14 protein-coding genes and 1 riboswitch are annotated in these 19,297 nt (G+C 58.4%); of the genes, 7 read left to right on the top strand and 7 right to left on the bottom strand.

All coding sequences use genetic code 11. The annotated features are described in order from the left end of the window. Positions 1-6: 6 nt before the first annotated feature. Positions 7-1,923 (bottom strand): phosphomethylpyrimidine synthase ThiC, encoded by a 1,917-nt coding sequence (gene thiC, locus ACQCLF_RS08475; RefSeq protein WP_426986217.1) that lies wholly within the window; start codon positions 1,921-1,923, stop codon positions 7-9. A gap of 68 nt (positions 1,924-1,991) precedes the next feature. Next, positions 1,992-2,873 carry a bifunctional hydroxymethylpyrimidine kinase/phosphomethylpyrimidine kinase gene (thiD, locus tag ACQCLF_RS08470; RefSeq protein ID WP_426986215.1) on the bottom strand — a complete coding sequence of 294 codons (882 nt, stop codon included), beginning with the start codon at positions 2,871-2,873 and terminating at the stop codon, positions 1,992-1,994. An 85-nt stretch (positions 2,874-2,958) separates the two neighbouring features. Further along, positions 2,959-3,057, bottom strand: a riboswitch (TPP riboswitch). Between the two features lie 196 nt (positions 3,058-3,253). On the opposite strand from thiD, the gene ACQCLF_RS08465 reads away from it, so the two are divergent. Together ACQCLF_RS08465 and ACQCLF_RS08460 are read left to right on the top strand one after the other, a co-directional pair. Beyond that, positions 3,254-4,630: a TolC family outer membrane protein gene (locus tag ACQCLF_RS08465; RefSeq protein ID WP_426986213.1), complete on the top strand. Its 1,377-nt coding sequence runs from the start codon at positions 3,254-3,256 to the stop codon at positions 4,628-4,630. Between the two features lie 14 nt (positions 4,631-4,644). After that, a complete protein-coding gene (locus ACQCLF_RS08460; RefSeq protein ID WP_426986211.1) occupies positions 4,645-4,944 on the top strand; it encodes a DUF2288 domain-containing protein in 300 nt (99 codons plus the stop codon). A gap of 32 nt (positions 4,945-4,976) precedes the next feature. On the opposite strand, the gene smrA is transcribed toward ACQCLF_RS08460, so the two are convergent. Together smrA and ppc are read right to left on the bottom strand one after the other, a co-directional pair. Continuing rightward, complete coding sequence (gene smrA / locus ACQCLF_RS08455) at positions 4,977-5,567, bottom strand: DNA endonuclease SmrA (protein WP_426986483.1); 591 nt, start codon at positions 5,565-5,567, stop codon at positions 4,977-4,979. 90 nt (positions 5,568-5,657) lie between these two features. Continuing rightward, complete coding sequence (gene ppc / locus ACQCLF_RS08450) at positions 5,658-8,273, bottom strand: phosphoenolpyruvate carboxylase (protein ID WP_426986209.1); 2,616 nt, start codon at positions 8,271-8,273, stop codon at positions 5,658-5,660. Positions 8,274-8,563: 290 nt separating this feature from the next. Here ppc and ACQCLF_RS08445 point away from each other — a divergent pair, with 290 nt between their 5' ends. Further along, positions 8,564-9,700 (top strand): CNNM domain-containing protein, encoded by a 1,137-nt coding sequence (locus tag ACQCLF_RS08445; RefSeq protein WP_426986207.1) that lies wholly within the window; start codon positions 8,564-8,566, stop codon positions 9,698-9,700. Positions 9,701-9,720: 20 nt separating this feature from the next. Here ACQCLF_RS08445 and epmA read toward each other — a convergent pair whose 3' ends face one another. Beyond that, positions 9,721-10,668, bottom strand: coding sequence for an EF-P lysine aminoacylase EpmA (gene epmA / locus ACQCLF_RS08440; RefSeq protein ID WP_426986205.1), 948 nt, complete (start codon positions 10,666-10,668; stop codon positions 9,721-9,723). 91 nt (positions 10,669-10,759) lie between these two features. Further along, positions 10,760-11,329 carry an elongation factor P gene (gene efp / locus ACQCLF_RS08435; RefSeq protein ID WP_426986203.1) on the bottom strand — a complete coding sequence of 190 codons (570 nt, stop codon included), beginning with the start codon at positions 11,327-11,329 and terminating at the stop codon, positions 10,760-10,762. A gap of 42 nt (positions 11,330-11,371) precedes the next feature. On the opposite strand from efp, the gene epmB reads away from it, so the two are divergent. The 3 genes from epmB to ACQCLF_RS08420 all read left to right on the top strand — a co-directional run bounded on the left by epmB (position 11,372) and on the right by ACQCLF_RS08420 (position 16,546). Then, positions 11,372-12,379, top strand: a complete 1,008-nt coding sequence (gene epmB, locus ACQCLF_RS08430) for an EF-P beta-lysylation protein EpmB (protein WP_426986201.1) — start codon at positions 11,372-11,374, stop codon at positions 12,377-12,379. Positions 12,380-12,455: 76 nt separating this feature from the next. Continuing rightward, positions 12,456-14,234 (top strand): hypothetical protein, encoded by a 1,779-nt coding sequence (locus ACQCLF_RS08425; RefSeq protein ID WP_426986199.1) that lies wholly within the window; start codon positions 12,456-12,458, stop codon positions 14,232-14,234. A gap of 218 nt (positions 14,235-14,452) precedes the next feature. Then, entirely contained in the window at positions 14,453-16,546 is a 2,094-nt protein-coding gene (locus ACQCLF_RS08420) for an EAL domain-containing protein (protein WP_426986197.1), read from the top strand. Between the two features lie 79 nt (positions 16,547-16,625). Here the strand turns inward: ACQCLF_RS08420 and serB are convergent, their stop codons facing one another. Continuing rightward, on the bottom strand, positions 16,626-17,849 hold the full coding sequence (gene serB / locus ACQCLF_RS08415; RefSeq protein ID WP_426986481.1) for a phosphoserine phosphatase SerB: 1,224 nt from the start codon (positions 17,847-17,849) through the stop codon (positions 16,626-16,628). Positions 17,850-18,101: 252 nt separating this feature from the next. Here serB and ACQCLF_RS08410 point away from each other — a divergent pair, with 252 nt between their 5' ends. Next, entirely contained in the window at positions 18,102-19,223 is a 1,122-nt protein-coding gene (locus ACQCLF_RS08410; protein WP_426986195.1) for a hypothetical protein, read from the top strand. Positions 19,224-19,297: the final 74 nt, after the last annotated feature.

Genomic DNA, 19,297 nt, shown 5'->3' with positions numbered 1-19,297 from the left:
CCACGGTTACACTTTCCGATACAGCTCCGCTCCCCGCTCCCGAAATTCACGAGCCTTTTGCTGCATTCCGGCTTCCGCTTCCTGCATTTCAGCTTCCACGTCCACCATCCGGACCGCTTCCTCTACCACCTCCGTACCGTGTTCAGCGGCGTATTCCCGCACTTCCTGCGAAATCTTCATCGAACAAAACTTGGGACCGCACATGGAGCAGAAGTGAGCCACTTTGGCCGACTCTTTGGGTAACGTTTCGTCGTGAAACGCCCGTGCGGTATCCGGGTCCAGTCCGAGATTAAACTGATCTTCCCAGCGGAATTCAAAGCGCGCCTTGGACAGCGCATTATCGCGCAACTGGGCCCCTGGATGTCCTTTCGCCAAATCCGCCGCATGGGCGGCAATCTTGTAGGTAATAATGCCGGTTTTTACATCGTCTTTATTGGGCAGTCCCAAATGCTCCTTGGGCGTCACATAGCACAGCATGGCACAGCCGTACCAGCCAATCATCGCCGCACCGATCCCCGAGGTGATGTGATCGTAACCCGGTGCAATATCCGTGGTCAGAGGCCCCAGCGTATAGAAAGGCGCCTCTCCACACACCTCGATCTGCTTGTCCATGTTTTCCTTGATCATTTGCATGGGCACATGTCCCGGGCCTTCCACCATCACTTGCACATCGTGCGCCCACGCCCGATGGGTCAACTCACCCAGCGTTTCCAGCTCACCGAACTGGGCGGCGTCGTTAGCATCGGCAATGGATCCTGGCCGCAGACCATCGCCCAGGGAAAACGCCACATCGTAGGCTTTCATGATGTCGCAAATGTCATCGAAGTGCGTATACAAAAAGTTCTCCCGGTGGTGAGCCAGACACCACTTGGCCATAATGGAACCACCCCGCGACACAATGCCGGTAACGCGCTCCGCCGTGAGCGGAACATAGCGCAACAGCACTCCGGCATGAATGGTAAAGTAGTCCACACCCTGCTCGGCCTGCTCAATCAATGTGTCCCGGAAAATCTCCCAGGTCAGGTCCTCGGCCACACCGTTGACCTTCTCCAGCGCCTGATAAATGGGCACAGTACCAATCGGCACCGGAGCGTTGCGCAGAATCCATTCACGGGTTTCGTGAATGTGTTTACCGGTGGATAAGTCCATCACTGTGTCGGCTCCCCAGCGAGTGCCCCAGGTGAGTTTCGCCACCTCTTCTTCGATGGAAGAACCCAGCGCGGAGTTTCCGATATTGCCGTTGATCTTTACCAGGAAGTTGCGCCCGATAATCATGGGTTCGGATTCGGGATGATTAATATTGGCCGGGATAATGGCCCGCCCGCGAGCCACCTCCGAACGCACGAATTCCGGCGTAATCTCGTCGGGGATTGCCGCACCGTACGATTGCCCCGGATGCTGGGTGTCCCCGCGTTCGCGTGCCTCGGCCAGCGCCATATTTTCCCGAATCGCGATGTATTCCATCTCGGGGGTAATAATGCCCTGACGCGCGTAATGCATCTGCGTCACATTACGGCCACTTCTTGCCCGACGCGGTGTGCGCGTCAACTCAAAGCGCAACGACGCCAGCTCGCTGTCTTCCATCCGCTGACGGGTATAGTGGGCACTCGCACCGGAAAGCTGTTCGGTATCACCCCGCTCATCAATCCAGGCCCCACGCAACGCAGCAAGCCCACGGCGCACGTCGATCGCCGCCGCCGGATCGGTATAGGGGCCGGATGTGTCGTACACCCGTAAACTGGGGTTCTCTTCGCCACCGAACTCGGTGGGCGTCGGACTGAGATGAATTTCCCGCATAGGGACCCGAATATCGGGTCGGGAGCCTTGCACATAGACTTTCTGCGATCCGGGCAGCGACGCAACGGAAGCGGAATCCACTTGGGCAGATTCACGCAGGGGAGGAACAGACAACTCGGAAGACATAACAGGCTCCTTAAAATAGCGACCAACCATTAAATGTGTAACCAACGAAATGCAATGAGAAAGGACATTTATGAACCTTTGCCCGAAATCCCGGCATTGAGGATGTCAGGTACTGCAAACAGAGGTGAGTGCGCACGGTGATTCAACGATCCCGGCCCCTGCCCCAGCACCCATCGGGCAGAACCGGACAACGCGCGCTGAACATAATCCCGAGCCACCGCAATGGCGTCGCGCAGCGAATAGCCTTGGGCAAGCGCGGCCGCGACGGCTGCGGACAGCGTGCAACCGGACCCATGGGTATTGCGGGTATTGAGTCTGGGAAAGGAAAACACTTCGGAGTGTTCGGGGGTCAGCAGCAAGTCAGCCGAATCGGGCCCGGTGCCATGCCCACCCTTCAGCAGAATCGCCGTTGGGCCAAGCGCCAGCAAACCCTCGGCCTGGCGCCAGAGCGCACGCCGATCGCTGGCCGGGGTCTCTCCCAGCAGCGCCGCCGCTTCGGGCCTATTAGGCGTCAGCAGTGTGGTGCGCGGCAGCAACCGTTGCTTGAGCATGACTTCGGCATCGGTATCCAGCAGGCGGTCGCCGCTGGTAGCCACCATCACCGGATCGACCACCACGGGTAACGCCGGCCAGTTCTCCAGCGCCGCCACGACCGCCTGCACCACCGCGCCATTGGCCAACATGCCTACCTTGGCAGCGGCGACAGGCAGGTCAGAAAGCACCGCATGCAGTTGGTGCCTGACAAACTCTGGCGGTACGAGGTGAACAGCATGGACCCCCAGACTATTCTGGGCAGTCAGTGCTGTCAGCGCCGAACAGCCGAAGACACCGAAGGCCTCAAAGGTTTTAAGATCGGCCTGAATGCCGGCGCCGCCACCGCTATCGCTACCAGCGATGGTTAAGGCGACGCGAGGGCTGGCCGACTCTGATCGGGTGACACAATCGTTCACGCGCTCCACTCCCAAAGACAGTGGCGCGGGAAACGTCAGCAACAAGCCGGAAAAGATCGACAAGGTCGGCGGAAAACACCGAGGGGGCTGGTTCGCTTTCGTTCCCTACGCCGGTATTAGCCGGATCAGGTTCAACGGGTAAAATCTCAGCCCACCTCATGGCAGGGCACCCCGACGAAGTCGTATCAGTCTAAGGAAGTCCCGGTACAGTGTAAAGTGGCAGCTCCTCGCGCCGGTCTTCAGCGCGTTTTACCCTTTTTTACAACTTCGACGCAAACCGGACTCGACCTGCTGCGAACGAGTGAGTAAACTCCCGAGTCTCCCTCCCTGATCCCGACGTTGGGCAGCAACAGTTTGGACGGTTACAGACAGGAACTCACATGAAAACAACCCAGAAACTCTGTTTTCTCGGTCTGATGACACTGACTTCTTTCGGCGCCAGCGCCAACTCCCTCCTGGATATCTATGAGTTGGCACTTGAACACGACGCCCAGTTACAGGCGGATCGTGCCGCCTACGAGGGTGGGTTGGAAAATCGCGCCCTTGGTCGGGCAGGTTTGCTCCCCCAGATCAATGCCCGGGCGTTTTATACCGATACCGAAGAAGACACGACAGACAACATTAACAATGAGTCTGGCACGTTCGAGCGCGAAAACTCCGGCTGGGAAATCTCTCTAACCCAACCCCTGTTTGATATGTCCCGCTGGTACCAATACCAGCGCGGCACCACGTTAAGTGAACTCGCGGAAATGCAGTTCGGCGCGGACCAGCAGTCTCTGATCGTGCGCGTGGCGGAAGCTTACTTCAATGTGCTACGCGCAGCGGATAACCTGGAGACCGCCCTCGCTGAGGAAAAAGCCCTCAACCAACAGCTTGAACAAACTCGACAGCGCTACGAGGTGGGATTAACAGCCATCACCGAAGTGCATGAAGCCCAATCGGTATACGATAACGCGGCGGCAGCCGCCTTGCAGGCCCGCGGGGATCTGGGCATCGCCTACGAGGCACTTGAAGTGCTGACCGGCCAACCTCACGACCGTATTGCCCCACTTGCCGAGGACTTCCCGGTGGTGCGCCCTACCCCGTCTGATCGCCACGCCTGGGTGGAGTTTGCTCTGAAAAACAACTACGACTTGAAAGTCGCGCGCCTCAACAGTGTGGCGGCCGAACAGTCGGCCCGGGCCAGCAAGTCCCAGCACCTGCCTACGCTGAGCGCATCAGCCAGCTACAGCGATGTTGATAACGAAGGCACTCAGTTCTTCGGTCAGCCCATTCCAACCAACACCCAGGTAGAGGGGCGCTCCATCACATTGAGCCTCAATGTGCCGCTGTTTTCCGGCGGTGGCGTATCCGCCGAACGTCGTCAGGCGCAGGCCCAATACCTGCAATCCCGAGCGGAATTCAATCGCGCCGAGCGCGGTACCATTCAGTCTGCACGTGCCCTGCACCTGTCCGTAGAAACCGGTGTTTCCCAGGTAAGAGCCCGTGCCCAGGCCATCGTCTCCGCAGAGAGTGCGCTGGAAGCCACTCAATCCGGTTATGAGGTGGGAACCCGCAATCTGGTGGAGGTGCTGTTGGCTCAGCAGGCCCTGTATCAAGCCCAGCGCGACTATCAGAACGCGCTGTACGATTACATTATCGACACCTTTGCTCTGCAACAGGTAGCTGGCATGCTGACGCCGGCTGACGTTCAGGAAGTCGATGCCGCACTGGCCCAGGAGCGCATGCTCCGCCGCAGCGATTACGACGTGGAGTAAACCACTCTTTCATCATGTCGACCGTCGAACCGCCCCTGGAAACCAGCCTCAACCTGGAGACCGCTCGCATTCCCTGGCATGAACTGCAACGCTTTTTTGCCGCCGGGCGAGCCATTGCCGTTGCGCCGGAGCTGGATTTAATCAAGGTGGGGGCCGAGCTGGCCCGCGACAACAGCGGGCAGCTTCAACAATGGATGGAGCAGGGACACGTCGACGCCGTCAGTGATGAACAGGCACAAGCCTGGTTTGCGGCCAATAGCGAGGTATGGGCTCTGGTCATCCGGCCCTATGTGCTGGTGCAGAACGCCCTTTAGGATAGCAAGCGCTAGCCAGTGAAAAGAGCGCTTCAGTTTTTTCTCTTGTGCTGCTGTTCCCAGTTCTCCTGACGCTTACGCTCACTCTTGCGCAACAGGACATAGGTGGCACCGCTACTGCCGTGCTTCGGCGTTGCCGAGTGAAAGGCGAGCACTTCATGAAACTGTGGCAGCCAGTGCGCCACACAACTCTTGAGCAGGGCGGGACGCTCGCGACCGACCCCTTTACCATGGGTAATCAGCCCGCATCGAATGTCCTGCTCCATGCAGTCCCGGACAAACTGGAACACAGCCCGGCGAGCCTCTTCCACCGTCATTCTATGCAAGTCCAAACGGGCATCCACGGCGTATTTACCCAGCCTTAAATTGCGATAAACCCCGTTTTGCACCCCATCCTGTTTAAACGCCAGCACATCGTGTGGGTCCAGCGGCGGCACATAGTCGCCCGACAGGAAGTTCTTTTCTGAGGAAACCGCAGAGGCCGCCGCTGCTTCACGCCGTTGCGCCAGGGTGTCCTGCGAAGGCTGAGACGCCCCCAGAGGGACTCGGTGTTCATGCTTGATGGGCTTTACATCGTGCATTTCACGCTCAAATAGCGCCCAATCATCGTGTTTATCACTCATCATGATCGCTCCAGGAACCTGCATCGCGGACGACACATTACGCAGCGCAGTGTGTCGTCCGCCAACCACAAGCAAGCGCTAAGCACCGAATTAGCCGGTATTGCGCATGCCGGCTGAGATGCCCGCCATCGTTACCTTGAGCGCTCGCTCCAGATCGGGACTGATTTCCTGACTGTTGCGATAACGCTTGAGTAACTCGGCCTGCAGGTAGTTCAACGGATCAATGTAAGGTTTACGCACACTCAGGGCGCGCTGCAGCATCGGCTCATCGTTGAGCAGTTCGTCCTGACGCTTAATCCGGTTGATCAGCACTTCCAGAGCGCCCAGGTCCGCCCGTAACTGCTGTCCCAGGCCATGCAGTTCCTGCGGCACCAGCTCCCGCTCGTAATAGCTGCAAATCGGCAGATCCGCCTTGCCCACCACCATTTCCAGCAAATCCAGGAAGCTGGAGAAGAATGGCCAGTTTTCCAGCATATCGGTGAGGGTAGCGGGAGCGTTTTCCAGCGCATACTCCAGTGCCTGGCGGGCGCCGAGCCAGGAAGGCAGGTTCAAGCGTACCTGCATCCACGCAAAGACCCAGGGAATTGCCCGCAAACTGTCCACCCCGCCGGTCGCCTTACGCTTGGCCGGGCGACTGCCCAGCGCAAGCAGATTCAATTCCTGCTCTGGCGTCAGACTGCGGAAATAAGGAACAAATTGCGGATGACCGCGCACCACGGCACGATAGGCTTCCAGGCTGCTTTGCGCCATGCGCTCAATCAGTTCCCGCCACTCTGGCTGCGGGGCATCGTGCGGCATCAGGGTCGCACGCAACGTGGCCGAGACATAGGTCGAGAAGCTGCTGAATGCCACGCGCGGCTGGCCGAACTTGTAGCGAATCATCTCGCCCTGTTCGGTGACGCGGATATGGCCTTTCACCGAGCCGGGAGGCTGGGACGCCATGGCCTTCTCTACCGGGCCGCCACCGCGACCCACGGTACCGCCCCGACCGTGGAACAAGACCAGGTTAATGCCGTATTGCTCGGACAGTTCCACCAGTTTTTCCTGCGCTTTGTACTGCGCCCAGGTGGCGGCGAATTTGCCGGCATCTTTCGCCGAGTCGGAATAACCGATCATGACGGTTTGCTTATCGGAGGTATGCTCACGATACCAGGGGATTTGCCACAACCGGTCCATGACCTTCGGCGCGCGGTCCAGGTCGTCGAGCGTTTCAAACAGCGGGACCACAGGCATATTCCAGGTCATGCCGCATTCACGCAGGAACAACGCCACCACCAGTACATCGGAGGGTTGTTGTGCCATGGAAATCACGTAGTTGGAGAGCGTTTCCGGCGGCTCATCGGCGATAACACGGCAGGTGGCAAGCACCTCCTCCGTTTCCTCGCTCATCGGCCAGCGGGACGGCAGCAGCGGCCGCTTGTTTTCCAACTGCTCCAGAAGGAAAGACTGCCGGGCGTCTTCGTCCCATTCCTCGTAGCTGCCCAGGCCCAGATAACGGGTCAGTTCGTCCATCGCCTTGACATGACGCTCGCCGTCCTGCCGGACATCCAGCGGAACGAGATTGACACCAAAACTCTGTACCCGGCGAATGCTGTCCAGTACCGGACCGTTGGCAATATGCGGCAGACCCACTTCACGCAGTGAGTGGTAACACATCATCAGGGGGTCCAGCAGATCCTGCCGTTCGGTAATCACACGGCTGTCCCGCTCTGGATTGCGACCCTTGAGGCGAGCCTCCGTCCAGTCAAGGGTTGCCTGAAGGCGCTGGCGCAGTTCAGCCAAAAGATCGCGGTAGGGCGTACGACTTTCCGGGAAACGGGCCTGCAACGCCTCAGTGGCTTCGTGCATGCTCAGGTCATTACCCAGACTCTGGATATCTCTCAGATAGAGGTCCGCCGCCATCCAGCGGCCCAGCAACAGCACTTCGCGCGTCACATCGTGGGTGACATTCGGATTACCATCCCGATCACCGCCCATCCACGAGTAAAAGCTGAAGGGCTTCAACTCAATGGGCAGATTCAAATCAAAATGGCGGGCGCACAGGCGGTCCAGGTGGCGAATAAAGTCTGGCACGGCCTGCCAGAGGCTGTTCTCAATCACCGCGAAGCCCCATTTGGCTTCGTCCACCGCCGACGGACGCTCACTGCGAATCTCGTCGGTACTCCAGATTTCCTCCACCAAACGATGCAGGCGACCACGATGTTTATCCTGCTCATAGGTCAGCAGGCTGCCACTTTGGCGCTCATTGAGCGTGTGGACAATTTGATCGTACTTCCGAATCAGAGTTCGGCGGGTCACCTCAGTGGGGTGAGCGGTCAGAACCAGCTGAATGTTCAGGTCACCAATCACTTCCCCCAGGCGTTCGCGCCCATGGGTATCGGCCAATTCGAGCAACAGTTTTTTCAGACCGTCCTCAGGCTCGGCCTCGGCGCTGGAGGAGTACTCCTGATCGGCAATATTGGCCAGATTCAGGAATTGGTTAAACGCCCGCACAATCGGCAATACATCCTGGTCGTTCAACTCTCCCAGGCGCTCTACCAGCGGCGACGCATCTTCATCGTCACTCTGCTGAATCGCTTTGCCCAGTTGGCGAATGTCTTCGATTTTGTCGAACAGGGCTTGACCTTCGTGATCGCGAACGGTGTCACCCAGTAGTTCGCCCAGCAAGCGGACATTTTCCCGCAGCGTTTCGGGTAAAGCTTCCATAAAGCTACCTCCAGAATCGTCAGTGAGCCGGACATTCTATCGCAAAGTGACGCAGTCGACACATTCCCCACCGAATTTCCAGTGTTATCCACAGGCTGGCGGGTATCCACAAAATATGTGCAAAAGGGTGTGCATGATACCTGAGTAAGTGCTCGAAGGCCCGGCCAGAGCGGGCTGGCGGACAGGCGTTCAGTTTCTGCACAGCTCGGAAAAACGTCTCGACGACAAGGTCGTTCCGCCTCCGAGAATACTGTTATGATAAGCGCTTCCTAGTGACGACAGCCCTGTTTATGACACTTTTACTGATTTACGTTTTGGTCGCGCTGGCCATCTCTTTTCTTTGTTCAGTGGCCGAAGCGGTCCTGTTAAGCAGCTCTCCCGCCTATACCAGCCGTCTCAACCGTGAGGGAAAGCGTTCCGGACAACTGTTGAGCGAACTCAAGGAGAATATCGACCGACCGCTGGCCGCCATTCTGACATTGAATACCATCGCTCACACCGCTGGCGCGGCCGGTGCTGGCGCGCAGGCCACCGCCGTGTTTGGCAGTGCCTACCTCGGCGTATTCTCCGCCGTACTGACCTTATTAATCCTTATACTCTCCGAAATCGTCCCCAAAACCATCGGGGCGTTTTACTGGCGTTCTCTGGCACCCGTAACGGCCTATGCCTTGCATTACTTGATCAAGGTGCTCTATCCCTTTATCAAAATGTCTGAGTTCATCACTCGCCTGATCACCCGTGGACGGACCCAACCCGCGGGCTTCGACCGCGACGAGCTGACGGTTATGGCCGATCTCAGCTCCGAGGAGGGACACCTGGATGAGCAGGAGAGCCGCATGATGAAAAACGTTCTGCTGCTGCGCCATACACCCATTAAGGAAGCCATGACGCCACGCACCGTGCTGTTTACCGCCCCCGAGGACAGCACCATCGCCGAGTTTTTCGAGAGCCACCGCTCTGTTCCTTTTTCAAGAATCCCGGTTTACTGCGAAGATCAGGACAACGTCACAGGGGTGGTGCTGCTCAATGAGCTACTGATCGCCCAGGCTCGAGGGGAGCTGGACGCACCGCTGAAGCACTTTCGACGGAATATCCCCGCCCTGCTGGATAACATGCCACTGGCCCAGGCTTTGGAGGAGTTCTTAAGAGAGCAGACGCATATCATCCTGGTGGTCACCGAGTACGGTTCGGTCGTAGGCATCATTACTCTGGAAGACGTATTGGAAACGCTGCTAGGCCTGGAAATCGTCGACGAAAAGGATAAAACCCGCGACATGCAGGAACTGGCGAGACGCCGCTGGCGGCGCCAGGCCAAACGACTCGGGGTCCAGGTCGCCGAGGCTGAAGAAGCCACGGACGAGGAGGAAGCTCGGGAGGAAGGCGCCGATAGCCATAGGGGCGGCACCCGACGCCGCCGTTCCCGCTGAACCATGGAGGACAACGGGCTTTACAACTGACCCGCATCGAACGCCAATACGTCCCGGATGTGGGGTGCGCCGGTCAGACACATTAATAAGCGATCGACGCCCAACGCCACTCCGGCGCTGTCCGGCAGGCCGTGCGCCAGCGCCGCGACCAGTTTTTCATCGCACGGATAAATCGGCAGCTCCAGCGCGCGGCGCCGCGTCTGATCTGCCGCGAAGCGACGGCGCTGCTCTTGCGCATCCGTCAACTCCCAGTAGCCATTGGCCAATTCCATACCACCGATAAACGCTTCAAAACGGCGGGCCACAGTCTCCCCTTGATCGTCCACCCCCAGGCGGGCCAGCGCTGCCTGACTGCGAGGATAGTCGTAGACAAACGTCAGCCCGTCGCCGAGCGAGGTTTCCAGGACATGGGTTACCAGCAAGTCCAGCCAAAAGTCCCGGTCTTCATCCTCCGCCTCAATCGTAATTCGCTCCCGGGCCAGGGCGGCCAGCGTCTTCACACTGGCCGTATGCGGATCAATTCCCAGGCTGTTCTGAAACCACTGTCGGTAACTCAGATAAGAGACCGACAACCCCGGCATCAGCCCGGTCAACAAGTCAGCCACCTCCGACATTAACTGCCGATCATTCCAGCCGGGGCGATACCACTCCAACAAGGTAAATTCGGGGTTGTGTTTGCGCCCACACTCGCCATTGCGAAAGACTTTGCCCAGCGAATAGATGGCTCCTGCGCCAGCGGCCAGCAACCGTTTCATCGCAAACTCCGGCGAGGTTTGCAGATAAAACGTGCGGCCGCCACACTGAGCCGAGACAGAATCGATAAACGGATCGGTCACAGCCGCCGCCCCCATCACCGGAGCCTCGATCTCCAAGACTTCCCGCCCGGCAAAGAACATCCGGATCTGCGTATACAGCCGAGCGCGCGCACGCAGGGCTTCCAGGGAAGCGGACGGTTGCCAGTCGATCATGACAGTACCCGAAGAAATGAAAAGGAAGCAGATTGAGGGGTCGATGAAAAGTAAATCGCCCGGCGGGAACCGGGCGATGACAGCGCGTGAATTAGTCTTTCGCGCGCCCGAGATACTCGCCGTTACGCGTGTCCACACGCACCACGTCGCCCACGTTCATAAACAGCGGGACTTTAACCACGGCGCCCGTGCTCAGGGTGGCGGGCTTGGTGCCCCCTTGAGCGGTATCCCCTTTAAGGCCGGGGTCGGTTTCCACCACTTCCAGCTCGACGTGGTTCGGGGGAGTGACGGCCAAAGGAGCGCCGTTAAACAGCGTAATGACACATTTGTCCTGTTCTTTAAGCCATTTGGCCGCATCACCCACGGCTTTTTGATCCGCCTGGTGTTGCTCAAAGGTGCTGGGTTCCATAAAGTGCCAGAATTCGCCGTCGGTATAGAGGTACTCCATTTCCGACTCGCTCACATCCGCCCCTTCCAGGTTTTCGCTGCCGCGGAAGGTTCGCTCCCAGACTCGCCCCGTTTTGAGGTTGCGGAGCTTAACGCGATTAAAGGCTTGCCCCTTGCCCGGCTTTACCAGCTCATTTTCCACGATGTTACAAGGGTCGCCATCGAGCATGACTTTCAGACCGACGCGGAAATCATTGATAGAATAGGTGGCCATTACGCCCTCTCGTTTCTTTTGTGTAGATGATAAAAGGCGCCCATGATACATCGAACTGCGGTCACTTGGCAGGCCCCCCGCTGGCAAACCGAGCTGGCCGACATCATCCGCTCCCCGGAAGAGCTGTTTGCTCTGCTGGAACTGGATAAGGGTCTGCTGCCCGCCGCTCTGGCTGCCAGCGACGATTTTTCCCTGAGGGTGCCGCGAGCCTATGCGTCGCGCATTCGCAAAGGCGACCCCGACGATCCGTTGTTACGGCAGGTTTTGCCCATTGGCGACGAACTGCAGGCCGTACCCGGCTATAGTCACGATCCGCTGGGCGAGGCCGAGGCCAACCCGCATCCGGGACTGGTTCACAAGTACCACGGTCGCGTCCTGTTAATCGTCTCCGGTGGCTGCGCCATTAACTGCCGCTACTGTTTTCGCCGACACTTTCCCTATGGCGAGAACAACCCGGGACGCGCCCGGTGGCAGACGGCCCTGGATTACATCGCCGCTGACGACTCCATTACGGAGGTAATCTACAGCGGCGGCGATCCCCTGAACGCACCGGATCGCCAGTTGCACTGGCTGACCGAGCGGGTGGCCGCCATCCCTCATATCCGACGACTTCGCATCCACACACGTCTGCCGGTTGTGCTCCCCAACCGCATTGATACCGACTGCCTGCGCTGGTTATGCGATCACCGCTTGCAGACTAGCCTGGTGATTCACAGCAACCACGCCCAGGAGCTGGACTATACGGTCGGCGAGGCGCTGGCACGCTTGCGCAACGCGGGCATCACCCTGCTGAATCAGGCGGTACTGCTGCGCGGCGTTAACGACAGCCAGCAGGCACTCACCGCGCTCAGCGAGCGCCTGTTTGAACTGGGAGCACTCCCTTATTATTTACATTTGCTCGACCCGGTGACCGGTGCCCATCATTTCAACGTGCCCGAACAAGAGGCCGTTTTACTGCACCAGAAACTTCGGGAAACCTTACCCGGGTATCTGGTGCCCAAGCTGGTACGCGAGATTGCCGGCGAGCCCAGCAAGACCCCGGTGAGCTGAGCATCAATCTGCTATAGTCAGGGCAAAAGTCAGGGCAACCCGCTCTCGGACGGCCCGTTACCACTCAGGACCCGGAATGACTGACGACACAACGCGCGCATTGCTTAGCCGTCTGAAAGTGCCGCTCCAGGATCTCGACGGTTTGTCCTTTTGCGCGACCAAGTCCGCCGCCGTAGCGCAGTGGGTAGGCTCGCTGCCCATGACTCGCATCAGCTACGTGAGCAGTCTGCTTTACAAAGCATTGCCAGAGGTTGGTCGCCTGAAAGATCTCGGTGCTTCTACCCGACTGAACATTCTGGAAGCCCTCTATCCCGCCGTGCAGCAAACCATCGCCGGGCTCTCCCCACAGTTCCTCAATCAGCCCATGATTCTGCCGGACACCGCCCGCAAAGCGGCCACGGTGGCGCAAGCGCTGCAAAAGCACCTTACCAACGCTTATCTCGGCGCCCTGTTCGACCTCGAACAGCAAACGACCTCTTCGGAAGCAATTCAGGCACACCGCGCCCTCGCGCTGTACCGGGCAATGAACGGCCTGGGTTTACTGCTGTTGCGCAGCTACCAGCTATATACGCCAGTGCCCAGCCGTCTCTGGCTGGAGCTGCATACCCTGTACCGGCTGGCCGAGCAATGGCAGGTATGTCATCAACCGCCCGAGCCCGCCGAACCGCCACTGACGACGATTCAAGAGGTTTACCAGCGCCTGCTGTTACTCGCGTGCGGTCGGCCTAACCAATTGCGTCAAACCGAAGTCAGCCAGATGTATGAAGCGCTGGGCGAACTGGCTCCTCTGGCCCGGATGGTGGCCTACCAAAGCCATCAACTGGACAATCTGTTCGCGGTGATGCTCGATAACGACAGTGCACCGCTGTACAAATCCCGCATGCCGGAAACGCCCGGCGGCACACTTCGGGAGTTGGATACCGGGCCGGTGGTAGCGGCGCTCGATGAGGCTCGCGCCGCACTGGGAACCCGCACAGCGAGCACCCGGGACCGATTTGGTTTAAGCGTCGCCCTTAACGAGCATCTCAGTCGTGCCTGGCTTCTCTTAGCCCAACGCAGCTTCGAGCGACGCCCCGGCAAAGGCAACATGACAGTCACCATCGGCCTGCTCAACCTGCACTTTCATCTCGCCGGAGGCCAGCCATTTAAACTGTTTTTGAACCAGACCGATCAAGTCGAAGAAAGCCCCATGGGCGCACTGTTCAAAGGACAGGCGCCAACCGAGGCCCCGGAGGCTCCCGACCCCTGGGGGTTAGCTTTTGATGCCGGAGGCAGCCGACTCGCGGGCGAAAAATTAGCCACCTTCAATATTGAACAGAACATCCGCCACCGACAGCAGCAAGACTACCGGGGGGATCACCCGACCCATGAGGTTCCCATCGTCGACACCAGCCCTGGCGGCTACTGCGTGGAATGGCCCCATCCCCTGCCTCCCCAGCTGAAAGCCGGAGAAATTCTGGGCATGAAAGAGGAGGGACGCCACACCTGGAATATCGGAGTGATCCGCTGGGTGCAGCAGGGCCGTACCAGCACCGCCATTGGCCTTCAAACCCTGTCCCCACGCGCTACGCCTCTGGCAGCGGCGGTCACCTATAAAGCCGGAGAAACATCGGAATTTCTGAGGGCGCTGGAGTTACCGGGCCTGAAAGCCGTGAACCAGCCCCCCACACTGATTACCAACGCGGTCACTTTCCATGAATACTGCAAAGTGCGACTGTATCGTCGCAACAGCGGACAACGCGAAGAAAACACCAAAACCCAAACGCTGGTACAACTGACCCGACGGCGATTTGCCACGGGGGCCATCAGTCAGTTCGAATACCGAGAACTGGTGCATCCCGGATCGGAGAGCTGACCCAAGCGCTTCGGCGAGGGATAGATCACAATTCAGGGGCAAGCCTTGAGTTAATGGCGCAATTTTCATTATAGCGATTGAGGAAGCCCGGTTATCGGTTACTATAGCCAACAGCAGTAACAAGGAGCCTGAACACCCCCTCCCACTATTTGGGGAAATACATCGGCCTGTGAGGATCCCCCAACCGGCCCCTCATCAGCCAAAGCTAATGAATTTCTATGGACCCCGATAATACTATTCGTTTGCTGATCCTGAACGACTCCGAACAGGAGGCCGAACGTCTTATCAGCATGTTACGCAATGCCGGCCTCCCCAATCGAGCCCAGCATGTGGACGGTGAGGACCGCCTCGACAAATTGCTTCAGGAGCAAACCTGGGATTTGCTGATTGGCCATGAGGCCACCACATCCATTGCTCCGGAAGCGGCGATTCGCCGGATTCGACGGCTTAACCGCGATGTGCCCGTCATACTGCTCACGGACGATGAAACCGGAACCTCGGTGGTCGAAGGCTTGAAACTTGGCGCAGCCGATGTCGTACCGCTGGATGAAGATCAGCATCTGCTCCTGGTTATTCAACGGGAGATGGAAAACCGCGAGCACCGCCAACTGCGCCGCCTGGCTGACCGGCGCTTTCGCGAAGCCGAACGCCGCAGCCAGGCGCTGCTCGACAGCTCCAGGGATGCCATCGCCTATGTACAGGACGGGCTTTACCTTTACGCCAACGAATCGTTTGCCGAGCTATTCGGCTACAGTGATCGCGACGACATTGACTGTCTGCCAATCATGGATATGGTGGCCAATAAAAGCCAGGATTCCCTCAAACAGTTTTTGAAGGAATTCACGCTAAAAGGCGACGAGGTAGAAACCACCAAACTGGAGTTCGACGGACTCAAACAAAACGGTGAAGTGGCTCGGATCAACCTTGAGGTCTCCCGAGCGACGTACGACGAAGAAGCCTGCATTCAGTTTCTGGCCCGGGCTGGCGTTACCGAAACCAGCGCCGAGCTCGAAGCTCAGATCGCTCAAGTGAAATGGCAGGATCTGGCCACCGGTCTCTACAATCGTCAGTATTTGATGAACCATCTCGAAGCACTGTTAAGCAAGGGCAACAATGCCACTGAAGGCAGCCTGATCCATATCGATTTCGACAACTACAGCGAGCAAGTGCAATCCGCTTTTGGCGTGGCCAATGCGGACCTGGCTCTGAGTGACCTGGCCGCGCTGTTGCGCACGCACAGCAACGACGATGAAGTGCTGGCACGTTTTGGCGACAATGCCTTCGCCCTGCTGATTCCCGCCTGCAAACCCGGTGTGGCCCTGCAACGTGCCGAATCGATCCGACGCGCCTTGGAAGAACATATCATCGACATTGACGACACCACCACCCAGCTCACCGCCAGCGTCGGTGTGGCGTTGATTAACGACACCAGTTCCTCTCCTAACGCGGTGATCGAACAGGGTATCAGCGCGGCGGAGCAGGCGCGCCGCGAACATTCCGGCAACGCCGTCCACTTGTATGAGCCCGATATGACCGCCGATGAGCGGCGCGAGCGCGATATTAAAGCCGAGGTTCAGAACGCCCTCGACAACGACCGCTTCCGCCTGCTGTTCCAACCCATTATCAATTTGCGCGGATCGGACAACGAATACTACGAAGTATTACTGCGCCTGCTGAACGAGGACGATCAGGAGGTCTCGCCGAAAGAGTTTCTGGCCACAGCCGCGAAGATGAAAGTCAGTCACAAAATTGATCGCTGGGTCATTCTTGAATCGATTAAAATGCTGGCCGAGCACCGCGCAAAAGGCAACCAGAACACCCGCCTGATCATTAACCTGAGCAACCACTCGCTGTGCGATGAAAGCCTGCCCCCCTGGCTCGGTGTCGCGTTCAAAGCGGCCAAGCTACCGAGCGATGCCATCGTCTTCCAGGCCAATGAAGCCGATATCACCAACCACTTGAACGCCGCCAAGGCCTTCGCGCAGAACCTGCAGAAACTCAAAAGCGGGCTGAGCGTCACTGGCTTTGGCTGCTCGCTCAACCCGTTCAATGTGTTCAAGCACGTACCATTGAGCTTTGTGAAAGTGGACGGATCTTTTACGCAGGACATTCAGAAGAACAACGAAAAGCCGGACGCCCTGGTGGAGCTGATCAAACAGTTGCACGAAGAGAACGTGACCACCATTGTGCCCTTTGTGGAAAACGCCAGCGTCCTGGCCACGCTGTGGCAGGCCGGCGTTCACTACATTCAGGGTTATTATTTGCAGGAGCCGAGCCGTTCAATGGACTATGATTTCAACATGGAAAGCTAAGCGGTCACAAAAAGCTAAACGGTCACAAAAGGTGAGTGCGACTGCCCGCTGTCCACGAAGCGGGCATTTCGCCATTCGGTTACGACAGATCCCCGTGCTCACGATCACGGAAACCCAGCAAATACAAAATCGCATCCAGACCCAGAGTGGAAATCGCATGCTCGGCTGACGCTTTCACCAGTGGCTTGGCACGAAAGGCAATCCCCAGACCAGCGGCATTGAGCATCGGCAAATCATTCGCGCCATCGCCCACGGCAATCACTTGCTCCGTCGTAATGCCTTCTTGCCGGGCCAGTTGTTGGAGTAATTCCGCCTTGCGCGCGCCATCCACCACCTCGCCCGCCACCTGGCCAGTGACCAGACCGTCTTCGACCTGCAGTTGGTTAGCGTACACGTAATCAATGCCCAACCGCTGCTGCAAATAACGGCCAAAATACTCAAAGCCACCCGAGAGAATGGCGGTCTTGTAGCCGAGCTTTTTCAGCGTGGCGATCAACTTTTCGGCCCCTTCGGTCAGGCGCAGGTTAGCCGCGATGCCCTCCAGCACGGACTCATCCAGCCCTTTCAATAGGGCGAGACGTTGCGCAAAACTCTGTTTGAAATCCAGCTCTCCGCGCATGGCGGCTTCCGTAATCGCCACCACTTCATCTCCCACGCCAGCGGCCTTGGCCAGCTCATCAATCACCTCCGCCTCAATCAGCGTGGAATCCATATCGAAACACACCAGACGCCGGTTGCGACGATAGGGGGTGTCCTTCTGGAACGCGATATCAATCTCCAGCCGCGTGGACAACTCCATCAAATCCGCCCGCAAATCCTGAGCGTTGGCGGGTGCGCCGCGCACCGAGAACTCCACACAGGCACTACTGTGCCGATCCAGCGCCTCCAGAGGCACCCGGCCGGACAGACGATTGATGTGATCGATATTCAAGCCGTGACGAACCGTCACCGCCGTCACTTCGGAAATCTGTTCCGCCGTCACCTGGCGCGAAAGCAAGGTGACAATATGACGGGGCTTCCCCTGTTGCTCCACCCACTCCCGGTAGCGTTCACGAGCCACCGGCTCAAACCGCACTCGCACGGCCAGCTCATCGGCCACCGCACCCAGGGCATCCTCCAGCTGCTCGCGCGAGACTCGCTCTACATCGAGTGCCACCAGCATGCCCAACGCCAGGTCATCGTGAATCACCGCCTGGCCAATATCCAGGATGACGGCCCCGTGGCGAGCCAGCTCAGACGTCAGGGAGGAGGTGACACCGGGCTTGTCATCCCCAAACACATTGATCAGCAGAATGTCTTTCACGTGGCTCCTGTGTATGGCCAGATCGGCCAATAACCGCAAATAGTGGAAAGGTTGCGCACGGCGCTGCGCGGTGCGGCGGGAATTATACCGTTTCCACCCAATCGCTGGCCATGTGCGCTGCGTGGTGGAATCTCTACCACAAGCCAACGTAAAATACGTGGCGTTGCGCACCTCATCAATTGCGCCAATCGCTGAGCCGGGCATTACCGCTCTTCGGCCACCGCTTTGACACCCCTTACCACAGGCCAATGAATGACGCTGCTCACCCGACTGACACCCCACCGGCAACCGCTCTGTGCCAGCACCCTGATCCTGATCGTCGCGCTGTGCGCCTCGGCCCTGCATTTATGGAGCAGCCTGGACACCCGCTACACTCAGCTTGATCAATTTGGTCAGACGCTGGCCGACAGCGCCGCCCAGCGCGCCGTGGACGCAACCATCAGCCAGGACATGATCAGTCTGCAAGTGGTTCTTCAGGAACTGACCCGTCACCCACAGGTGCTGGGTGCGACCGTGCACGACGTGGAAAACCGGCTGCTGGTGCAAAGCGGCTTTTCTCCCAGCGAACGGGACCGGGATTACCATCACTACTCGGCTCCGGTGGCCCTGGCCGATAATATTGCCGGCCACCTTCAGGTCATACTTGCTCCGCCCCGCCTGGGAGCCAGCGACTACCAACTGCTTGCACTGCTTTGGCTGGTGACGGTCATAGCCGCGCTGATTCCATGGTGGCCACGCCTGCGTGAAAGTGAAGGGCAGGTCCGCCCCCCGCTTTCGCCACCGACGGAAAAGACGGGCGAATCCGACACCGATTCGGCCGCGCCGGAGGAGCCCGCCTTTGACCCCGTGGCGCTGCGCTTACAGCTAGACCTGACCAACCTGCACGAACTCGGAGAGCGAATCAACCAGCGAAGCTTCGAGCAACAGTTGGAGCAGTTCCAGCACCAGCTACGCAATATTTTGTCGCTCTATGGAGGCCAATGGATCGCCATGGTGGACCAGACCCTGTTGGTGGATTTCCAAGGGGAAAGCCATAGCGATTGTGCGTTCCGGGCCCTGTGCAGTGCCCAACTGCTGAGCGAACTCTCCCACCTGAACCCCGGGCCACGGCTGAAACTGCGCACCAGAATTTACGCGCGCGCGCCTTCGTCGGCGCCAGCGCTCTGCTCCGACTTTTACTATCAGCACCGCGAGCTGCAACCCCCGGCACAGGGCATTGAAATTGATCCTCAGTTGATTGACGAGGCGCTGCAAGACCATCTGGATATGGACACCAAGAGCGGCGTGCTGATTGCCGTCAAAGCGCCCTATCGCCAATTGCTGGACCGGCAGCAGGAACAGTTGCAGGCTTTAACAACGCCCGTTCGAGACTGAACGAGCGCACCCGACGGTCACCAATCCTTAACAAGTCTGTCACCAGATCGTCACGCCCCGACTCTAGCCTCGGC

Origin of the sequence: Marinimicrobium sp. ARAG 43.8, from assembly GCF_050113635.1 — a bacterium.
Lineage (GTDB): Bacteria > Pseudomonadota > Gammaproteobacteria > Pseudomonadales > Cellvibrionaceae > Marinimicrobium.
The sequence above is the reverse complement of the archived record's forward strand: the minus strand, read 5'-3'. Positions and strand labels throughout refer to the sequence as shown.